The organism is Rhizobium hidalgonense, from assembly GCF_002914525.1.
GTDB classification, from domain to species: domain Bacteria; phylum Pseudomonadota; class Alphaproteobacteria; order Rhizobiales; family Rhizobiaceae; genus Rhizobium; species Rhizobium hidalgonense.
Genome location: NZ_LODW01000054.1, coordinates 12,940 through 32,145, shown reverse-complemented (window position 1 = coordinate 32,145; position 19,206 = coordinate 12,940). Strand labels below are relative to the sequence as shown.

The window sequence follows — 19,206 nt, the reverse complement described above, 5'->3', positions numbered from 1 at the left end:
GGATAACCGCCCGGCCTCTCTTTTCCTGAACCCCGCACTTGTTGTATTCATCTGCCCGGCATCCTATTTGGCGGTGGCGGGGGAAGCGCTTCGGGCATATCCCGGTTTCGCGCTCTTGCCGGTATCGAAGCGCGCGACCGCGGCAAGCCCAACCGGGCTGGAGACACGCATGGCAAACAGCAAGACAGTCTCTGAATCCAACCTGCTGCAAACGCTTCTCAACCTCTGGCCCTATATGTGGCCGGCCGGACGGCCCGACCTCAAGATGCGCGTCGTCTGGGCTTCGGTCTTCCTGCTGATCTCTAAATTCGTCCTGCTGCTGGTTCCCTATTTCTTCAAATGGTCGACCGATGCGCTGAACGGCAGGATGGATCTGGCCGGCTCGGTGCCGCCGCTCTTGGCCGGCGCCATCGCCCTGGTGATCGCCTACAACATCACCCGCCTGATCCAGCTTGGCCTCAACCAGCTGCGCGACGCGCTGTTTGCCAGCGTCGGGCAGCACGCCGTGCGCCAGCTCGCCTTCAGGACCTTTGTGCATATGCACGAGCTGTCGCTGCGCTTCCATCTGGAGCGCAAGACCGGCGGCCTGTCACGCATCATCGAGCGCGGCACCAAGGGCATCGAGACGATCGTGCGTTTCACGATCCTCAATTCGGTGCCGACCGTCATCGAATTCCTGCTGACGGCGGCGATCTTCTGGTGGGGCTACGGCTTCTCTTACCTCGCGGTCACCGCCTTTACCGTCTGGGCCTATATCTGGTTCACGATCCGCGCGTCCGATTGGCGGATCGCCATCCGCCGGTCGATGAATGACAGCGATACCGACGCCAACACCAAGGCGATCGACTCCCTCCTCAATTTCGAGACCGTCAAATATTTCGGCAACGAAGAGATGGAGGCAAAACGCTTCGACAAATCGATGGAGCGCTACGAGAAGGCGGCGACCGATGTCTGGACCTCGCTCGGCTGGCTGAACTTCGGCCAGGGCGTCATCTTCGGTATCGGCACGACGATCATGCTGGTGCTGTCGGCGCTGGCCGTGCAACGTGGTGAGCAGACGGTCGGCGATTTCGTCTTCGTCAATTCGATGCTGCTGCAGCTTTCCGCGCCGCTCAACTTCATCGGCTTCGTCTACCGGGAAATCCGTCAAGGCTTGACCGACATCGAGCAGATGTTCGATCTCCTGGAGGTCAAGGCCGAGGTCAAGGACGCGCCCGATGCGACCGAGCTTCGCATCGGCCAGGGCGCGATCGCCTTCAAAGACGTGCAGTTTGCCTACGACCCTGCCCGTCCGATCCTGAAGGGCATTTCCTTCGAGGTGCCGGCCGGCAAGACGGTTGCCGTCGTCGGCCCTTCGGGCGCCGGCAAATCGACCCTGTCGCGGCTGCTCTATCGCTTCTACGACATCCAGGGCGGCGCGATCACCGTCGACGGCCAGGATATCCGAACGGTGACGCAGAAGAGCCTGCGCTCGGTGATCGGCATGGTGCCGCAGGATACCGTGCTCTTCAACGATACCGTCGCCTACAACATCCGCTACGGCCGCACATCGGCGAGCGATGGCGAGGTCTTTGCAGCGGCCGAGGTGGCACAGATCGCTCATTTCATCGAGACACTGCCCGAGGGTTTCGAAACCAAGGTCGGTGAGCGCGGGCTCAAGCTTTCGGGCGGCGAAAAGCAGCGCGTGGCCATCGCCCGCACCATTCTCAAGGCGCCGCCGATCCTGATCCTCGACGAGGCGACATCAGCGCTCGACACGACGACGGAACGGGAAATCCAGACAGCGCTCGACGTGGTTTCGAAGAACCGCACGACGCTGGTGATCGCCCACCGGCTGTCGACGGTGATCGGCGCCGACGAAATCATCGTGCTGAAAAGCGGCGAGATCGCCGAACGCGGGACGCATGCCGCCCTGCTCGAGCGGAACGGTCTCTACGCCTCGATGTGGAACCGCCAGCGCGAGGCGACACAGGCGGAGGAACATCTGAAGCAGGTGCGCGAAAGCGACGACCTTGGCGTAATCACGCGGCTAGCCCCGGCAAGCTGAGCGGGGAGCGACAGCGGCCAAGCTTTTGTTGTTCAGAACTGCGGCGTCGGAACCAGGTCTGGGGCCACAGCATTGCCCCGGAGACGGTTTTTCGCTAACCAGCAAAAAACGACAACGCAAGGAGACCGGCAGCATGAGCCTGTTCAACACGGTTCGCAACACGATCGTCCCCGTGCACAAGGAGGGTTATCCCTTCGTTGCCGCCTTCTTCGTCGCGTCGCTGATCCTCGGGTGGATCTTCAAGCCTCTCTTCTGGATAGGCATGATCTTCACGCTGTGGTGCGCCTATTTCTTCCGCGATCCCGAACGCGTGACCCCGCAGGACGACGATCTGGTGATCTCTCCCGCAGACGGCAAGGTCTCTGCGATCCAGATGGTCACCCCGCCGGGCGAACTCAACCTCGGTTCCGAGCCGATGCTGCGCATCTCGGTGTTCATGAACGTCTTCAACTGCCATGTGAACCGGGCGCCGATGCGCGGGCGCATCGTCAGCATCAATTACCGCTCCGGCAGCTTCGTCAATGCCGAGCTCGACAAAGCGAGCGAGGACAATGAACGCAACGGGCTGGTGATCGAAACCCGCCATGGCCAGATCGGCGTCGTCCAGATCGCCGGCCTCGTGGCGCGGCGCATCCTCTGCTGGGCAAACCCCAACGAGCCTGTCGATGCCGGCGAGCGTTTCGGGCTGATCCGTTTCGGTTCGCGGCTCGACGTGTTCCTGCCGGCCGGTGCGGCGCCACGCGTCTCGCTCGGCCAAGTGGCGATTGCCGGCGAAACTGTGATTGCCGAATTCGCCTCCACCAAGGGTCCCATCATCAGCCGCCGCAGCTAAACTCTAGCTTCAGATTGGAACGCGATATGGAAACGCCCTTTCCGCCTTTCGAGCCCAATGGTCCGGATGACTCCGCCCGCGGCCCGCGCCTGCGTGAAATCCCGCTCCGTCTCGTTTTTCCGAACCTAATCACCATTCTGGCAATCTGCGCCGGGCTGACCGGCATCCGGCTGGCTTTCGAAAACCGTTACGAGCTCGCCGTCGCCATGGTGCTGCTCGCCGCCTTCCTCGACGGCATCGACGGGCGCGTAGCGCGGCTGATGAAGGCGACCTCGAAGTTCGGCGCGCAGATGGATTCGCTTGCCGATATCGTCAATTTTGGCGTCGCCCCTGCCCTCGTCGTTTATGTCTTCGCACTCGACCAGGCGCGCTCGCTCGGCTGGATCGCCGCGCTGATCTATGCGATCGCCGCCGGGCTTCGGCTTGCCCGCTTCAACGTCATGGCCGAACGCGAGAACAAGGCGAGCTGGCAATCGGAATATTTCGTCGGCGTGCCGGCACCGGCCGGCGCCATGCTGGTGCTGCTGCCGGTCTATCTCGGCTTCCTCGGCCTGGCGACGGACCGCACCTTCGCCTATGTCTCGTCGATTTACACCGTCGTCATCGCCTTCCTGCTGATCAGCCGGCTACCGGTCTGGTCGGGCAAATCGGAAGGCAACCGGCTGCGGCGCGATCTCGTGCTGCCGATGATGCTCGGCGTCGTGCTCTATGTGGCTCTGCTGATGAGCTACACCTGGGAGGTGATGGTCTTCACCGTTGCCGCCTACCTCATCTCGCTTCCCTTCGGCGCGCGGAAATGGCGCCGGAAGTACGGGACGCTGACGATCGAGGAACCTGGCGTCGGCGACGACGATATCGGCCGGCACATCTGACGCGGGCGCATTTCCTGATCTCCTCGGGTGATGGAAATGCCTTCTCTCTTCACTGCCCGCATTCGCGGGAAAACTGTTGCGCGCTTTTCCCCGGGGAAAAACGGCTGCGCAATTTTATTGGAACCCTCCCCTTCAGTAAGTATTAACCAACGTAGGCTTCAGTTAAGCCTCGCGAATTATGGTGCGCGTTTACAAATCCTGATAAGCTGCGTCCCCATTTTGTCGCTATTCGTGATGAAACTTCAAAATACAAAATACCTGGGAAGAACCACGTAAGGAGAGTATCCGTGACTTCGAAGAAGAGTAGTACCGGCGAACAGCAGACGGCTAAGCCGGATCTCGCCGCCAACTATCGCCCCGTTGGTCTCAAGGCCGTTGCCGCGGCATCGCTAATGGCGAAGAACAAGCCGACGAGCGTCAAGAAATCCGCTTGAAGCATCGCCGCGAGCAAGGAAAGCGGCCGATAGCGTTCAGAAGAAACTAAGCTGGCCGCCGTCAGGCCTTTGCTTCTCGGGGGTCTTCAGCGGCTTTTCGATCACCACCGGTTCATGCAGGTCAGGTCCCATATTGGCGACCTTGTTGACCTTGTCAGAGACCGGGACGGCCTCGAAGAAATCCTCCTGAATGGGCTGCATCAGGTCGACCACCTCGCGCGGCTCCTGCGTCTTGCAATCAAGCCAGCGCGAGAAGTCCTCGGGCTTGATGATGACAGGCATGCGATCGTGGATGGCCGATATGCCCGCATTGGCCGATGTCGTCAGGATCGCACCGGTATCGACTTCGGAACCATCAGCCGAGGACCACGTCTCCATCAACCCGGCAAAGGCGACGACCCCGCCCTGACGCGGCCTGATCCAATAGGCTTGCGGCTTCTCGCCGCTTTCCTTGGGCGGGCGATGCCATTCGTAGAAACCGGAAGCCGGAATGAGTACGCGGCGGTGGCGCATGGCCGCCCGGAAGGAGGCCTTGCCGATCGCGGTTTCGGATCGCGCATTGATCAGCAGCGGGAAGTCCCTCGGGTCCTTGACCCAGCCCGGCGTCAGGCCCCAGCGCACGAGCACGGCACGCCGGTCGGCCAAGTTGCTGCCCTGCTCCCTGCCCTCGCCCGCCATGACGACGAGGATCGGCTGCGTCGGCGCGATATTGTAGCGCGCCGGAAATTCATCGAGATCGACGCCGGAGAAAAATTCGCGCAGGTCGGCGCTGGAGTTTGTCAGGGCGAAACGTCCACACATCGGCTTGTCTTTGCACCCGGTTTGAGTCCGGTCAAGGCGCCTCAGCCTCTCTGCCCAAAGAGGATAATACTCGTTCCCGCAAGGCAGATCAGCGCCCCGCCGACGTCGTAGCGATCAGGCATGCGGCTTTCGACCAACCAGAGCCATAGCAGCGAAGCGACAATGTAGATGCCGCCGTAAGCCGCGAAGGTGCGGCCGGCTGCCTCGCTCGGCACCAGCGTCAGAAACCAGGCGAAAAGCGCCAGCGAGACCATGCCCGGTGCCAGCCACCAGATTGGCTTTCCAAGTTTCAGCCACGCCCAGAAGGCGAAGCAGCCGGCGATCTCAAAGACCGCGGCGAAGGCGTAGATGATGTAGGTCACGGAAGCACCTTTCGAGCCTCGCATTTCTTCGGCGGTATTCATCGGGTAGGATGAGCCATCACAGCAAGAGCCATCTCATGATCTCCACCGCCAAAGCCGCCTCCTCCGCCATTCTCGAACGCGATGGACGATTCCTTCTGGTTTTGCGGCGCAACCCGCCTTCCGCCGACATGTATGCCTTTCCGGGCGGCCGCGCCGAACCGGGCGAAACGCCGGAGCAAACGGCGCTGCGCGAATTTCGCGAAGAAACCGGCATTTCGGTGCGCAATCCCCAGCTGTTTTCGACCTATGACCTGAAGACGCATGCGGCCGATGGCAGCCTCAGCAGCCACTTCTTCCTGTCGGTCTTTCGCGTCGAGGCGGATCGGGAGCTGGTGGCGGAAGCCGCCGACGATGCGGCGGCGCTTGGCTGGTACACGGTGGAAGAGATCCGGCGGCTGCCCGTGCCGCAGAGCGTGCTCGAATGCGCGGAGCGGTTAGAACAGGATGATTCGGCCGGAAAGGCCGCATATGCTGTTCTGGATTAAGAGTTAGGGCATGATGTCGTCCGAAAGCCGCTCACACTTTTCGGCATCATGCTCTGGCGGCTGCGAATAGAAGTGGAAATTATCGGGCGCGCCTTGTTGCCGTCATGCTCAGCATATCAACTATGAGCATGATTCCCGTTCGACGCGTTTTCTTGCTCCTGCTCGTGCTCGCCGGCCCCACCATGGCGCAGGGGGGCAAGAATACGCCGCCTCAGCAGGAGGAGATTGCGCCGCCGCCAGCCGTCACCGTGCCCTATGACGATAAGCTGGCGCGTCTCGCTGAGGTATTGGGTTCGGTGCATTATCTCAGAACGCTCTGCAAGGCGGCAGGTGGCGACGAGTGGCGAAACGGCATGCAGCAGTTGCTCGATTCGGAGACTGGGGGCGAGCAGCAGCGCAGGGAAAAGCTCACTGCGGCCTTCAATCGAGGCTACCGCGCCTTCGCCTCTGTCTATACGGATTGCACCGTAGCGGCCATCGTGGCAGAAGAGCGCTACCGTAACGAAGGTGCAACACTTGCCACAGAAATTACCTCGCGTTTTGGAAATTGACGTTTAATTAACCTGTTTTCGCATGTGGACGTGTCGTTTTGGGAAAAGGCTGTTAGTGTTGTTAACGGTGCAGTAAGACATGAGAAGTTTTGAGGAAAAGACAATGGAAGCAAGCCTCAACGAGATCGACGACATGATCGTCCACGAAAAGATGCAGGCGGCTCTGGAATACCAGAACGAGGCTTGGGCCGACGGTATGGCCGACGGAATCGAGACTGAGATCATCGCTGATGCCGCTATTGCGCATGCATTGAGAGAGACCATCAGATTGCACGGGGAAAGCAGCGCCGAAGCCCTGCTTGATTCGCTGCGTGAGCGCATGCTCGCCGGCGAATTTTCCGCGAACCGCACCCTGCAATAATCGATATCAGAGAGTTTAATGCGCACCGGTAAAGAGAAAGTTTCGCGAATTCCGCTCGCGCCGGTGCTGCTTGCGTTCAGCCTCACCGCCGGCAATATCTCCCTCGCGCCGGCAGCCCACGCGCTTTCCGAACTGCACAAGATCCCCGGCCAGGCGGCCAACGACGCGCCCGCCGCGCCAGGAAGCGCTCAGGGACAGAGCCAGCCGCAGGGCGGGACCACTTCAGGCGTTCCCATGGCCGATCCGCTGGTCCAGAACAATCAGGGTGTCGACAAGACGCCCGGCGCTCAGGAGGCATCCAAGCCCGTCGAGGTGATTTACGACATCAACAAGGTGCCCGAGCCGGTTCGCAAGATGCGCGAGCAGATTGTCGAGGCGGCCGCCTCCGGCGATCTCGAACGGCTGCGGCCATTGATGGGCACCGGCACCGAGCAGACGCAGGTGACTGTGGGCGAGCCCACGGACGATCCGATCGGCACGCTGAAGGATCTTTCGGGCGATCCTGACGGAGATGAGATCCTCGCCATCATGCTCGACATCGTCTCGACCGGCTTCGTGCATGTCGGCCAGGGTACGGCAGACGAGATGTATGTTTGGCCCTATTTCGCCGAGAAGGACCTCAAGTCGCTGACGCCGCCGGAGCGCGTCGAGCTGCTGCGCATCGTCACCGCTGGCGATCTTTCCGACATGCAGGAATTCGGCGGATATAATTTCTACCGCCTCGGCATTAAGCCTGATGGCAAATGGAAGTTCTTCACGGCGGGTGATTGACCCACGTCGCTTACGCGTCTCGTATGGCGCTTGCGATCCATCTCATGAAGACATACCTCTGAGCGATGACCAACGCGACAGGTTCCGCCATGCCAGCTGTATTCCTGAAAGACCGCTCACTTCTCTCTATCAGCGGCGCGGAAGCTCAATCCTTCCTGCAGAACCTGATCACCACCGATATCATCTCGCTCGAGGCGGATGAGGCGCGGCCCGGGGCGCTGCTGACGCCGCAAGGCAAGATCCTGTTCGACTTCATGATCTGGCTGGAAGGTGACGGCTACACGATCGAAACGGATACCGATCAGCGCGATGGCCTGTTGAAGCGGCTGACGATGTACAAACTGCGCGCCGCCGTCACGCTGGCGCCGCGTACCGAAGAGGGTGTCACCGTTTCCTGGGGCGAAGGTGCCGAGGGTGTTCAGGACGGCCAGGGCGTCCGTGACTGTCGCTTCGTCAAGGCAGGTGTTACGTTGATACGTCAGCCCGGCAAACACGGCGATGGTGAAGAAGCGCTCTACGACGCGCTGCGGATCAGCCATGGCATCGTCACGTCAGGATCGGACTTCGCCCTGCAGGACGCCTTCCCGCATGACTTACTGATGGATATCAACGGCGGCCTGTCCTTCCGGAAAGGCTGCTACGTCGGCCAGGAGGTCGTTTCGCGCATGCAGCACCGCGGCACCGCGCGCCGGCGTGTCGTGACCGTTTCTGCCGCAACGGCACTGCCGGAGAGCGGCACGGAGATCACCGCCGCCGGCAAGCCTGTGGGCACACTCGGTTCGGTCGAAGGCGACCATGGACTGGCGATCGTGCGCATCGACCGCGCTGGCGCAGCAATGGCCTCAGCCACGCCGCTGCTCGCCGGCGAAACACCCGTTTCCCTTGTCCTGCCCGCATGGTCCGGCCTTACCTTTCCCACCAGCGCCGACGAGGCCAGCGCGTGACAGTGGCGAAAGCTCCGCGTGCCTGGCAACGCATGCTCTCCGGGCGCAGGCTCGACCTGCTCGATCCCTCGCCTCTGGATGTCGAACTGATCGACATCGCCCATGGGCTGGCGCGTGTCGCCCGCTGGAACGGCCAGACATCGGGCGATCATGCTTTTTCGGTGGCGCAGCACAGTCTCGTCGTCGAAGACATTTTCCGCCGCTTCAACGATGCGTCCCCGCAGGAGTGCCTGATGGCGCTGCTGCATGATGCGCCCGAATATGTGATCGGCGATATGATCTCGCCGTTCAAATCGGTGGTCGGCGGCGGCTACAAGACGGTGGAAAAGCGGCTGGAGGCAGCTGTGCACCTGCGCTTCGGCCTACCGCCGCATCCCTCACGCGACCTCAAGGAGCGGATCAAGAAGGCCGATACGATCGCCGCCTATTTCGAGGCGACAGTGCTCGCCGGCTTCACACCCGCCGAGGCGCAAAAATTCTTCGGCCAGCCGCGCGGCGTCAGCAGGGAGATGCTGATGATCGAGCCGCTGCCGGCAGTCGAAGCACAGCGGCTGTTCTGCGAGCGCTTCGCGGCGATCGAGACCGAGCGGGAGTTGGTGTCGTGAGCTTCATCATCGTCTCACCGCTGTCGCGCATCGCCGAGATGGCGGTGCGGCACAAGGCACGCGACATGATCAGCCTGATCGCCAGGGAACAGGCCTTTCACCGACCGGGCGTGATCGCGGCTGACCGTCATCTGACGCTTGCGATGAACGACATCACCTTCAAGGGCACCGGCGGCCTGGTGGCGCCCGACGAGACGCATGTGCGGGGGATTATCGACTTTGCCTCATCGTGGCGGCAGGAGACGCCGCTGCTCATCCATTGCTGGATGGGCGTGTCGCGATCGCCCGCCGCAGCCCTGATCGCAGCCCTTTCGCTCGCGCCGGATCAGAGCGAGGAAAGCCTTGCCCGCCGGCTGCGGACCGCCTCGCCTTTCGCGACTCCAAATGCCCGGCTGATCGAGATCGGCGACACCCTGCTTGACCGCGGCGGCCGGCTGGTTGCGGCGGTGCGGGCGATCGGACGCGGTGCCGATGCCGACGGCAACGCGCCGTTCGTGCTTGCGATCGGAGAGCCCGCCTGCGGTTGACGCTGCCGCCAGCCGCACCATCTAGGCCCCGACCACGCACAACCGACAGGGCCAGATCATGCAACAACAGGCAGCCGACGTCCTTCTCGCCACGCAAACGGCGCTCAGCCAGGCGAGCGCGCTGGCGGTGCAATATTCCTTCTCCGTGCTCGGGGCGGTGATCCTGCTCGTTCTCGGCTGGGCGCTCGCCGGTTTTGCCAGCCGCTGGGCCTATGAAGGCCTGTCACGCGTCCATGGCATCGACGAGACGCTGGCGCGATTCTTCACCAATGTGCTGCGTTATGCGCTGCTCATCCTGGTATTCATCACCGTGCTCGGTCAGTTCGGCGTCCAGACCGCCTCAATCATCGCGGCCCTCGGCGCAGCCGGCCTGGCGATTGGGCTGGCGCTGCAAGGAACGCTGCAGAATATCGCCGCCGGCATCATGCTGCTGATACTCAGGCCATTCCGGGTCGGGGAATATATCGAGACCAGCAGCGTGGCCGGCACGGTGCGCGAAATCGGGCTGTTTGCGACCGAACTCAGGACCGCCGACGGGCTCTACCGGTTGGCGCCGAATTCGACGCTCTGGAATACGCCGATTACCAATTTCAGCCGCGAGGCGACGCGGCGGAACGAGTTGAAGATCAAGGTAGAGGACGACATCGATCGGTCGATGGAAACATTGATGGGCCTTGCCAAAGCCGACTCCCGGGTACTGACGTCACCGGAACCCAGCGTCTTCATCGATAGTCCCGGCGACGGCGCCACCTTCGTGACGCTGCGCTACTGGGCGAAGACCGGTGACTGGTGGACGGTTAGCCGTGACATGGCAAAGCGCGTAAAACTCGCCTTCGACGAGAACAATCCGGCCGCGGTGCCGGATGCGCCGAACGCCGCGTCGGCAAAAACGTCCAACGGCCGGGCGGCGGCGGAGAAGCCGGCACCGACGCGGCAGTGAGATATTGGTCCAGGGATATGCAGCAGGCTATTGAATGACGCCGCAGGACAGTCTTTCCCCGGCATCACCCGAAGGCTGGCTGCGATAATCATCCGAATTGGCGTGCACCATCAATGCGCGGCCGCGAATGCCGTCGGTCTTGCCGTCGAGCGTGACCATGCTGTCGAAGACCTGCGCCCTGAGAATGCCGTCCTGCCCGACATATTGATTGGGCAGATCGCCGGCGTGTGGACCCTTGGCCGCCAGGATGCCGTGCTCGGCCTTCTCAGGATTGAAGTGACCGCCGGCCGACTCGTGGTGGGTTGCGGCGTCGCAGCGGCCGGTCTCATGAACATGGAAAGCGACCCATTTGTTTGCCGGCAGCCCCGATATTTCGACCTCGATCAGGACACCGCCGCTGGCGGCAGCTGTCAGCTGCGCGCGGCCGTCTTCCTTGCCGTCCTTGCCGACGAAATTGGCGACCGCCGTCTGCTTGTCCTGAGCACCTGCCGGCAATACAACGGCAAGCAGGCTCAGGGCGGCGATGGTGCACATGGCTTTCATGGAGGTCTCCTTCCGTGCGGTTGTCCTTCTGAACGTATCAACCGGGAAGGTGTTCCTGATCAAGGACGCTTACACGACAAAGCCGGCCAAACGGCCGGCTTGCAGATGACCCTATTCGAGAATGGTTCAGGCGACGGCGTTGAAGTCGAACTGGCCGTAAGTGTTGCGATAGAGATCGTCCGGTTGATCGGCTGATATCGGCGCCATCTGCTGCAACGGATAGGGAACGGCGATTTTGCTTGCAGTATTGTTGTCACGCGAGTCCATCATCAGCGCAATCAGGCTGCCGGAAAATTTCGGCTGCGTCTCGCTGGTGGCGTCCTCTTCCAGCAGTTCCTTGATGATGCCGGGCCTCTTATCGGCGGCACGTTCGCCGCGGCTGAGGACACCATCGCCATTGGCATCAAGCCGCGAGAGTGTCGCCAGATAGGCATATGAAGTGTCGGAAACGGATGTGGTGCTGGCCATACAAACCTCCATTCACCGCCTTTTGTCGGTGGTGTTTGTACGCAATACGAACGTGGAAAATCACTGATTGACTCGCTGGTTAAACTGATTTGCGCGGTGCGTCAATAAGTTGTTAACTTCTCATTAACGATGATTGACAACCGTTAACGGAATGGCCTGAGGCAGAACACCCGCCTGAAATAGGCGAAGAGGCTTGCGGTATTTCAGCGATTTTTCACATATAAAACAAACGCCTAACGAGGTGTTGCCGCTGCTGCACTGCAACCGAATATTAATCCAACCCATCCAGAATGAGCGGAATAAGACACCACCTGGACGTTTAAATTATGAAAAATCAATTTGATGGGCACTTTAGGGAGTACTTTCAATGCGATGAGGTACGTCCATCAACGGACGGAGACCATGGTCGAAGCCGCCCCGCAGGGGCTCCCACATGAAAGCTGAAGCGCTCTTCTGGCAGCAATGCAGCCAGGCGGTTACGGCCGATGGATCGGTCGATGCGCAGCGTCTTATGGAGCTTGTTATTGCGACCTATCGCGTCCATGAAAGCGATTATGACGAGATCGAAAGATGTGCTGAAACGCTGCTGCGGGAGAACCACCGGCTGCGCGGAAATATGTCAGCCCTCAGTCAGGCATTCGACGGACAGCAGAGACTCTTCGAAATCATCTTCAACAACCTGCCACTCGGACTCAGCGTCTTCGATGCAGACCAGCGGCTGACGCTTTCCAACATTCGCTTCGGTCAGCTCTTCGGCCTGACGCAGGACGATGTCACCGCCGGCGCGACCATTGCCGATCTCATCGACAAAATGCGCGGCGCAGAGGGGGCCGGCGCCAAAGCTGCCCGCCGGGCCGGGCGGCACTCCTCTGCGACCGCAACAAGCAGCAATATCCGGCGGCGCGAATGGCTGATGGACGACGGCCGCATCGTCCAGAGCATGGTGACCATCCTTGCCGACGGCAGCAGCATCGCCATTCATGCCGATATTACCGAGGATCGGGAGGCGGCCGAGCGCATCACCTATCTCGCACACCACGACCCGCTGACCGGCCTCCCGAACCGCATCCATTTCCGCGAGCAGGTCGATGCGGCGCTCGCACAGCGCAAGCCGAACGAGCAGATCGCGCTTGTTCACCTCAATCTCGACCGGTTCAAATTGATCAACAACACGATGGGCGTGTCAGTCGGCGACAAGATCCTGCAGCAGGTCGCCGAGCGCATCCGAGCCTCGGCCGGTTCGGAAAACACCCTGGCGCGTCTCGGCTCGGATGAATTCGCCATCCTGCAGACAGGCAGACAGCAACCACGGAACGTGACGGTGCTGGCCGAGCAGATCCGCCGTGAGCTCTCCCAGCCCATCCTGCACGGGGAAAAACAGGTGGAGCTCAGCGTCTCGATGGGGATCGCAATTGCCCCTGATGATGGTAAGGAAACCGATATCCTGCTGAAGAATGCCGCTGTGGCACTGTCGCACGCCAAGGCGGACGGGCGTAAGCGCGAGCGCTTCTTCGCCGGCGAGATGGAAGCGCAGATGCAGCTGCGCCATGCCCTCGAGGCAGACCTCAGGGCAGCCGTTGAGAGAGAGCAATTCGAGCTGCATTACCAGCCACTCTATGACCTTTCGCAGCACCGCATCTGCGGCTTCGAGGCTCTGATCCGCTGGAACCATCCGATCCGCGGCCGCGTTGCGCCGATGGATTTCATTCCGCTCGCCGAAGAAGTCGGCCTCATCGTCGATATCGGCCGCTGGGTTTTGCGCCGGGCCTGCAGCGATGCGGCGCAATGGCCGGAGGGCATCAAGGTCGCCGTCAACGTTTCGGCGATCCAGTTCAGCAGCAGCGACCTCACGCAGGATGTCAGCGAGGCGCTTGCCGCCGCGGCGCTGTCGCCGTCGCGGCTCGAGCTTGAAATTACCGAGAGCGTGCTGATGGAAAATCTCAGCGAGGTGCTGCCGATCCTGCATGCGCTTAAGGAGCGCGGCATCCGCATCTCGATGGACGATTTCGGCACCGGCTATTCCTCACTGAGCTATCTCTCGAGTTTCCCCTTCGACAAGATCAAGATCGACAAATCCTTCGTCTACGACATCGTCGAAAACAAGGAGGCGCATGCGATCATGCACGCGATCATCCTGCTTGGCGATGCGCTCGGCATGCGCGTCACTGTCGAAGGCGTCGAGACGGCCGCGCAGTTGGCGCTGCTCGAACGCGAGGAATGCGACGAGATCCAGGGTTATCACATCAGTCCGCCGAGACCGGCGCCTGACGTGCCTAACCTTCTCTCCCTATTGCAGAACGGCGGCGAGCTGCATTCTCGCGAAGCCAGACGCTGAGCCAGCCTCAATTGCGACTCGCACGGCAAGCCGCTACAAAATCCGGCAACGGTCCCCGAGCCTTCGTTGTCGCGTGCTTTGACCGAGATCCATATCCGCTTCCGCTCCGATGCTCTGTCGACGGAAAACGATCCCCCGTCCTAAGGTGGCGCAATGTTCGAAGCCCAAGCCTTCTCCCCTCATGAAACGCTCGCAGCGGCGCTGATTGCCCACGCGGCCGATGGCGACGACGGCTCGCACGATCTTGCCCATATCCTGCGCGTCTTCCGCAACGCCATGCGCATCCACGCTGAAGAAGGCGGCGACGGGCGAGTTCTTGCCGCTTCCGTAATGCTGCACGACTGCGTCGCCGTCGAGAAGAATTCGCCGCTGCGGGCAAAAGCATCGGCTCTGGCGGCGGAAAAAGCATCGGCAATCCTGGCAGAACTCGGCTGGAGAGCGGCGGATATCGAAGATGTGGCTCACGCCGTCACCGCGCATAGTTTCTCGGCCGGGGTTGCGCCGCAAACGCTGGAGGCGAAGATCCTGCAGGACGCCGACCGGCTGGACGCAATCGGCATGGTCGGCGCCGCCCGCTGCTTCTATATCGCTGGCCGACTGGGCTCTGGCCTCTATGATCCGTTCGACCCGGCGGCAGAAAACCGTCCGCTCGATGACAAGCGTTACGCTATTGACCATTTCCAGACGAAGCTGTTCAAACTGGCGGACGGATTCCAGACCGAGACCGGCCGCAGGCTGGCAGCCGCGCGGGACAAGAGCCTGCGCGATTTCCTCTCGGACTTCATGGGCGAAATCTAAAGCGCGTCGCATTAAATTTGCCTCACGTGACGCGCTTTAGCTCTTTGTTTTTATGCATGTCGTTATCCCGGAACCGCTGCACACTTCCGGGCGACATGCAACAGGGGACGAAACCAGGAGAACGGGTATGCGTATCAGCGACCTCTTTATTTACCCGCTCAAGAGCGCCCGCGGTATTGCACTGCCTTCGGCCGACATCGACGCCTACGGGCTTCACGGCGACCGGCGGGCGATGATCACCGATCCCAAGGGCCATTTCATCACCCAGCGCGAATCGCCGGATCTCGCGCGCATCGAGCTGCGCCCGGAACCGGGCGCATTTCGGATGCTAATGGAGGGAAAACAGGAGATATCGGTGCCGCCACCGCGGCCTGACAGCCGCATGGATGTGACCGTGTGGAAATCGACGGTCAGCGCCGCCGTCGCCGATCCCGAGAGCAACCGGCAGCTTTCCGAATGGCTCGGCCGCGAGGTGCGCCTGGTCTTCTTCGATGGGCAGGCGCAGCGGACGGCGAATGCCGAATGGGCCGGCGAAGGCACGCCGGTCACCTTTACCGACGGCTACCAGATCCTAGTAACGACGACCGGCTCGCTGAAGGCGCTGAACGTTGATCTTGCCGCCCATGGCGAAGGCAGCGTCGGCATGGAACGATTCCGGCCGAATATCGTCATCGATATCGATGAGGCCTGGCCGGAGGACCGCTGGGCGGCGATCGAAATATCCGGCATCCGCTTCGATCTCGTCAAACCCTGCTCGCGCTGCATCATGACGACGCAGGACCAGCTGACCGGTTCACGTGAGGTGCCGAACCCGATGCCGGCCATGGGCCGCATCCGCATGTCGGCCGACCGGCGCGTGCCCGGCCCGCTTTTCGGCTGGAACGTCACACCACGCGGCAACGGCAGGATTAAGATCGGCGACACCGTCCGCGTCGTCGAAGAGAGGCCAGAGGGCTGGGCGTTGAAGGTTCGTGCACGGCGATAGGTCGAGTCGAAATGCGCAGGCTGCTTTCTTCCGCACGCGCTGCAACGTTCTCCCTCATTCCTGTGACGAGCACAGGAATAAGGGAGCGTGGGCGAGTGTCACCGATCTTCACGCGCGCGCGAGTGCGGCGTCGATCCCGGCCATGACATCGGTTGGCAGCGGTCCCTTTTCCAGCGCGCCTGCATTTTCCTCCACCTGGGCGACGGTGCGGAAGCCCGGAATGGGCAAGGTGCGCGGCGACTTTGCCCAGAGCCAGGCAAGTGCGCCTTGCGTCAGCGTGCGGCCGCCCGAGGTCAGGAGATCGCGGACGGCGTCGAGCCTTGCGGCGAATTCCGGGGCCATGCGCCCGTCCTTAAAATAGACCATCCAATCGAGGGCAGCACCGCGTACATCCTTGGCGCCCACCGCCTTGTCGGCGGTGAACTTGCCGGTCAGAAGCCCCATGGCCAGCGGACCGCGATTGATGGAGATCAGCCCCTGTCTTTCGATCACCGCAATCATTTCCGGCACCGGCTCGAAGACGTTCATCGTATGCTGAACGGAGACATAGCCCTGGCGGCCGGTATGGCGGGCGGCGCGATCGGGAGAATCGGTGCTCCAGCCGAACGCATCGATCTTTCCTTCGGCGCGCAGCGCCTCCAGCACATCGAAGACGGTATCCGACTGTTCCAACGGAAAATCATTGATGTGGAACTGCAGGAGATCGAGACGGTCACGCTTGAGTCGGCGCAGCGAGGTCTCGACCGAACGGCGGACGAAGGCTTCATCGGCGAAGGCGCCAGTTGCCTGCTTGGTGTCCGGGTCGGTGGCGAAGCCGAATTTGGTGGCGACGACGATATCGTCGCGATTGCCGATCGCCCGCCCAAGTACCTCCTCGGAATGGCCGGCGCCGTAATTCGAGGCCGTATCGAAGAAGCGGATGCCGAGTTCGATGGCGCGGCCGATCGCTTCGACGGATTCATCGTCGTCGACTTCGCCCCAGCCGAGCGGCGTCTCGCCCGCAAAGAAGGGTCCGCCGATCGCCCAGCATCCCATGCCGAGACGCGGAATTTCGCGGCCGTTCCAGAGCGTGATCGTCGTCGGGGTGGCGGTCTTGGTCAGCATGAGATCCTCCTTGGCTGGCAGTCCTCCAAGACATAGGAAGGGCCTCCATACGGGTAAACCGCCAAATTCGGAGGATGTTTTGCACTGGTAAAAAACCTGTGTTCAGGCGGAAATACCATTCGGACCCGAAAGCGCCGGCAAGGCCGGATTGAGCGCCTTGAGCGCCGCCTGGACGAAACCGTCGCGGGCTGCCACGGCTTCGATTCCGCGCGGTTCATAGACGTGGCGATGCAGAAAAAAACCCGTCAAACGGAAAGCCGCCGCGAGACTATCGAAGTCGGCCGCATGGTTGCCTTCGGCACCGAGAAACGGCGGCAGGAGCAGCAGCTTGTTCGCCCAGGGGGCGCCGGCGCTGCGGCTGACGGCGCGGCCGGATTTCGGCGAGACATAGACGAGATCGGAACGGCCGCCGGTCGCGGCGCATTCGGCCAGATCGAGGCCGAAGCCGAGATCATTCAGCACCGCAAGTTCGAAACGCACGAAGAGTTCGCCGGCATCGGCCGGGTTGTGCAGGTGATCAAGGATGACCTCCAGCGCATCGAAGAGGTGGGGGTGCGGATCTCGCTCCGGCAGCAGCCGCAGCAAAGCGCCCATCGCCTGGACGCCGTAAACGGCGGTCGCCGTTTCCATCAGGCGGGCGGCGCGTAGCGTCACCGGCTCGACGCGAAATTCGCCGAGATGTTCGTCCAACCTGGCACGCCAGAGGACCTCCACGGCATTGCCGGCCTGCAGCACCGGCTGCATGGCGCGCGAACGGCCAGAGCGCACCAGGCCGAGATGGCGGCCGCGATCACGCGTCATCACCTCAGCGATGACACTCGTCTCACCGTGGCGCTTGACGCCCAGGATGATCGCATGGTCCTGCCACTGCATCGAAAGAAGTCCTTACGGCTGACGAATCCATTCTAGCGTATATCCCCGAAAATCGGAAAGGTCTGCCGTCATGGACCGCATCAGGCGACGGCCGGGAAAAGCCTCAGCAGGAACTCACGCATCGCCGTCTCGTCGAAAGGCTTCACCAGGAGCGGAATATGCTGCAGATCGGGCGGGAAATCGCCGGTATCGGAATAGCCGCTGACGAAACCGAAGGAAATACCGAGATCGAGAAGATGACGGGCAAATCCGAAGCTCATGCCTTCGCCAAGATTGACGTCGAGAAGGGCGAAATCATATGTCTCCGCAGCGATGGCAGCCCTCGCCTGCTCCACACCCCCGACGATATCGATATTCTCGACGCCGGCCAAGCGCAGCATATCCTCCGCCTCCATCGCGATGATCAGACTGTCTTCAAGAACCAGAACACGAATTGCGCTCATGATTCCAGGCACTCCGTCGGGCGGCTGCCTCGGCGCCCGGCCTTTTCGCCAACATCAATGCCCTCCGGTGCCCCGTATGGCACGCTATCGGTGAATTCCGCCACCATTTCTGAATAAACCATTTTGCCCGGCCGATAAGAATCAAATCGAGGAAAGATAACGGCCGAGCTTATTTTCCAAAATGCTAATGCGCATTTAAAAAAGACATAGGACCCAGCTAGATGAACGGGCGTTTGCCCTCTCCGAGCCCTTCCCAGCCTGATATGGCCAGCAATTCCTCGCCGTTCAGCACCTCACAGCCGCGCTCCTGCCAGCGGATCAATCCACGTTCCCCGAGCTTTTTCAACGTCTTGTTGGTATGGACGATGGAAAGGCCGAGCGTGTCGGCAATGTGCTGCTGGGTGATCGGGATGAATTTTCGGCCGTTGAAGAGAGCAAGCTGCCTGCCGCGCTCGAAGAGGAAAGCCAGAAGGTAGGCCGCTCTCTCCAGCGCCGTGCGCCGGCCGATGCTCAAGAGATGCTCATCCAGAATGCGCTCCTCGCGCGCAGCGATCCATGTGATGTCGAAGGCGAGCGACGGGTGTTTGTTATAAAGCGTCATCAGCCTGTCGCGCTCGAAGACGCAGAGGGAAACCGCTGACAGCGCTTCGACGGAATGCTGCATCTCGCCGGCGATCGTTCCCTGCAGGCCGATCAGGTCGCCCGGCATAATATAATTCAGAATCTGGCGGCGGCCATCCTCCAGCATCTTGTAGCGAAAGCCCCAACCGGAAAGTACCGTGAAAAGATGAGCGCTATGGGCGCCCTCGACGAGGATGGTGGAACCGGCATCGACGGCAAGCTCACCCCTCTTGAAGGTCGAGACGAATTCCAGCTCGTCGCGGCTGAATTCCCTGAAATGCGGCAGGGGCCGCAAAGGACATTGCTGGCAAGGGGTCTTGAAAGAATTGATCGATCTCGACGTCACCATACCCGCCCTTGCCGTCGCAAAACCGGCGCGCCGTCCTTGGCGCGCCGTTCACCCAGGAATGCACAAGCCACCGAATTGTTCCGTGATCGAAATGGATTTTTTATGCGGAAACA

The 19,206-nt window shown here is 61.4% G+C and carries 22 protein-coding genes and 1 pseudogene; 15 read left to right on the top strand and 8 right to left on the bottom strand.

The window, feature by feature from the left end; translation table 11 throughout:
• Positions 1-169 precede the first annotated feature (169 nt).
• The 4 genes from ATY29_RS15395 to ATY29_RS36900 all read left to right on the top strand — a co-directional run bounded on the left by ATY29_RS15395 (position 170) and on the right by ATY29_RS36900 (position 4,185).
• Positions 170-2,047, top strand: coding sequence for an ABCB family ABC transporter ATP-binding protein/permease (locus ATY29_RS15395; protein ID WP_003574214.1), 1,878 nt, complete (start codon positions 170-172; stop codon positions 2,045-2,047).
• 25 nt (positions 2,048-2,072) lie between these two features.
• Positions 2,073-2,879: a phosphatidylserine decarboxylase gene (locus ATY29_RS15390; RefSeq protein ID WP_310855719.1), complete on the top strand. Its 807-nt coding sequence runs from the start codon at positions 2,073-2,075 to the stop codon at positions 2,877-2,879.
• A 26-nt stretch (positions 2,880-2,905) separates the two neighbouring features.
• Positions 2,906-3,751 (top strand): CDP-diacylglycerol--serine O-phosphatidyltransferase, encoded by an 846-nt coding sequence (pssA, locus tag ATY29_RS15385; RefSeq protein ID WP_003574216.1) that lies wholly within the window; start codon positions 2,906-2,908, stop codon positions 3,749-3,751.
• A gap of 287 nt (positions 3,752-4,038) precedes the next feature.
• Positions 4,039-4,185: a hypothetical protein gene (locus ATY29_RS36900; protein WP_003574218.1), complete on the top strand. Its 147-nt coding sequence runs from the start codon at positions 4,039-4,041 to the stop codon at positions 4,183-4,185.
• 36 nt (positions 4,186-4,221) lie between these two features.
• Here the strand turns inward: ATY29_RS36900 and ATY29_RS15380 are convergent, their stop codons facing one another.
• Positions 4,222-4,986, bottom strand: a complete 765-nt coding sequence (locus tag ATY29_RS15380) for an SOS response-associated peptidase (RefSeq protein ID WP_025415783.1) — start codon at positions 4,984-4,986, stop codon at positions 4,222-4,224.
• 41 nt (positions 4,987-5,027) lie between these two features.
• Positions 5,028-5,348 (bottom strand): YnfA family protein, encoded by a 321-nt coding sequence (locus ATY29_RS15375; RefSeq protein WP_097536849.1) that lies wholly within the window; start codon positions 5,346-5,348, stop codon positions 5,028-5,030.
• A gap of 77 nt (positions 5,349-5,425) precedes the next feature.
• Here ATY29_RS15375 and ATY29_RS15370 point away from each other — a divergent pair, with 77 nt between their 5' ends.
• The 8 genes from ATY29_RS15370 to ATY29_RS15335 all read left to right on the top strand — a co-directional run bounded on the left by ATY29_RS15370 (position 5,426) and on the right by ATY29_RS15335 (position 10,574).
• A complete protein-coding gene (locus tag ATY29_RS15370) occupies positions 5,426-5,875 on the top strand; it encodes an NUDIX hydrolase (protein ID WP_003574221.1) in 450 nt (149 codons plus the stop codon).
• A gap of 104 nt (positions 5,876-5,979) precedes the next feature.
• A complete protein-coding gene (locus ATY29_RS15365) occupies positions 5,980-6,426 on the top strand; it encodes a TIGR02301 family protein (RefSeq protein ID WP_003574223.1) in 447 nt (148 codons plus the stop codon).
• 103 nt (positions 6,427-6,529) lie between these two features.
• A complete protein-coding gene (locus ATY29_RS15360) occupies positions 6,530-6,787 on the top strand; it encodes a hypothetical protein (protein ID WP_003574226.1) in 258 nt (85 codons plus the stop codon).
• 18 nt (positions 6,788-6,805) lie between these two features.
• A complete protein-coding gene (locus ATY29_RS15355; RefSeq protein WP_025415781.1) occupies positions 6,806-7,558 on the top strand; it encodes a hypothetical protein in 753 nt (250 codons plus the stop codon).
• An 89-nt stretch (positions 7,559-7,647) separates the two neighbouring features.
• The gene (gene ygfZ / locus ATY29_RS15350) at positions 7,648-8,502 is read left to right on the top strand and encodes a CAF17-like 4Fe-4S cluster assembly/insertion protein YgfZ (RefSeq protein ID WP_097536848.1); all 855 of its coding nucleotides are present in this window, start codon (positions 7,648-7,650) and stop codon (positions 8,500-8,502) included.
• Positions 8,499-9,107: a YfbR-like 5'-deoxynucleotidase gene (locus ATY29_RS15345; protein ID WP_003574231.1), complete on the top strand. Its 609-nt coding sequence runs from the start codon at positions 8,499-8,501 to the stop codon at positions 9,105-9,107. Before ygfZ ends, ATY29_RS15345 begins: the two co-directional genes overlap by 4 nt.
• Positions 9,104-9,634 carry a tyrosine phosphatase family protein gene (locus tag ATY29_RS15340; RefSeq protein ID WP_025415779.1) on the top strand — a complete coding sequence of 177 codons (531 nt, stop codon included), beginning with the start codon at positions 9,104-9,106 and terminating at the stop codon, positions 9,632-9,634. Before ATY29_RS15345 ends, ATY29_RS15340 begins: the two co-directional genes overlap by 4 nt.
• 58 nt (positions 9,635-9,692) lie before the next feature.
• The gene (locus tag ATY29_RS15335; protein ID WP_003574233.1) at positions 9,693-10,574 is read left to right on the top strand and encodes a mechanosensitive ion channel family protein; all 882 of its coding nucleotides are present in this window, start codon (positions 9,693-9,695) and stop codon (positions 10,572-10,574) included.
• A gap of 27 nt (positions 10,575-10,601) precedes the next feature.
• Here the strand turns inward: ATY29_RS15335 and ATY29_RS15330 are convergent, their stop codons facing one another.
• On the bottom strand, positions 10,602-11,117 hold the full coding sequence (locus tag ATY29_RS15330; protein WP_003574235.1) for a superoxide dismutase family protein: 516 nt from the start codon (positions 11,115-11,117) through the stop codon (positions 10,602-10,604).
• A gap of 126 nt (positions 11,118-11,243) precedes the next feature.
• The gene (locus tag ATY29_RS15325; protein ID WP_097536816.1) at positions 11,244-11,585 is read right to left on the bottom strand and encodes a hypothetical protein; all 342 of its coding nucleotides are present in this window, start codon (positions 11,583-11,585) and stop codon (positions 11,244-11,246) included.
• A gap of 433 nt (positions 11,586-12,018) precedes the next feature.
• Here ATY29_RS15325 and ATY29_RS15320 point away from each other — a divergent pair, with 433 nt between their 5' ends.
• From ATY29_RS15320 to ATY29_RS15310, 3 genes are all read left to right on the top strand, one after another.
• Entirely contained in the window at positions 12,019-13,920 is a 1,902-nt protein-coding gene (locus ATY29_RS15320) for a putative bifunctional diguanylate cyclase/phosphodiesterase (protein WP_097536815.1), read from the top strand.
• A gap of 153 nt (positions 13,921-14,073) precedes the next feature.
• Positions 14,074-14,718: an HD domain-containing protein gene (locus ATY29_RS15315; RefSeq protein ID WP_003574240.1), complete on the top strand. Its 645-nt coding sequence runs from the start codon at positions 14,074-14,076 to the stop codon at positions 14,716-14,718.
• Positions 14,719-14,845: 127 nt separating this feature from the next.
• Complete coding sequence (locus ATY29_RS15310) at positions 14,846-15,703, top strand: MOSC domain-containing protein (RefSeq protein ID WP_097536814.1); 858 nt, start codon at positions 14,846-14,848, stop codon at positions 15,701-15,703.
• A 108-nt stretch (positions 15,704-15,811) separates the two neighbouring features.
• Here ATY29_RS15310 and ATY29_RS15305 read toward each other — a convergent pair whose 3' ends face one another.
• The 4 genes and pseudogenes from ATY29_RS15305 to ATY29_RS15290 all read right to left on the bottom strand — a co-directional run bounded on the left by ATY29_RS15305 (position 15,812) and on the right by ATY29_RS15290 (position 19,093).
• Positions 15,812-16,807: an aldo/keto reductase gene (locus ATY29_RS15305; protein ID WP_097536813.1), complete on the bottom strand. Its 996-nt coding sequence runs from the start codon at positions 16,805-16,807 to the stop codon at positions 15,812-15,814.
• Between the two features lie 102 nt (positions 16,808-16,909).
• Positions 16,910-17,680: a DNA repair protein RecO gene (gene recO / locus ATY29_RS15300; protein WP_003574244.1), complete on the bottom strand. Its 771-nt coding sequence runs from the start codon at positions 17,678-17,680 to the stop codon at positions 16,910-16,912.
• An 80-nt stretch (positions 17,681-17,760) separates the two neighbouring features.
• Positions 17,761-18,245: pseudogene (locus tag ATY29_RS15295) on the bottom strand (response regulator).
• A 95-nt stretch (positions 18,246-18,340) separates the two neighbouring features.
• Positions 18,341-19,093, bottom strand: a complete 753-nt coding sequence (locus ATY29_RS15290) for a Crp/Fnr family transcriptional regulator (protein ID WP_097536811.1) — start codon at positions 19,091-19,093, stop codon at positions 18,341-18,343.
• Positions 19,094-19,206 lie beyond the last annotated feature (113 nt).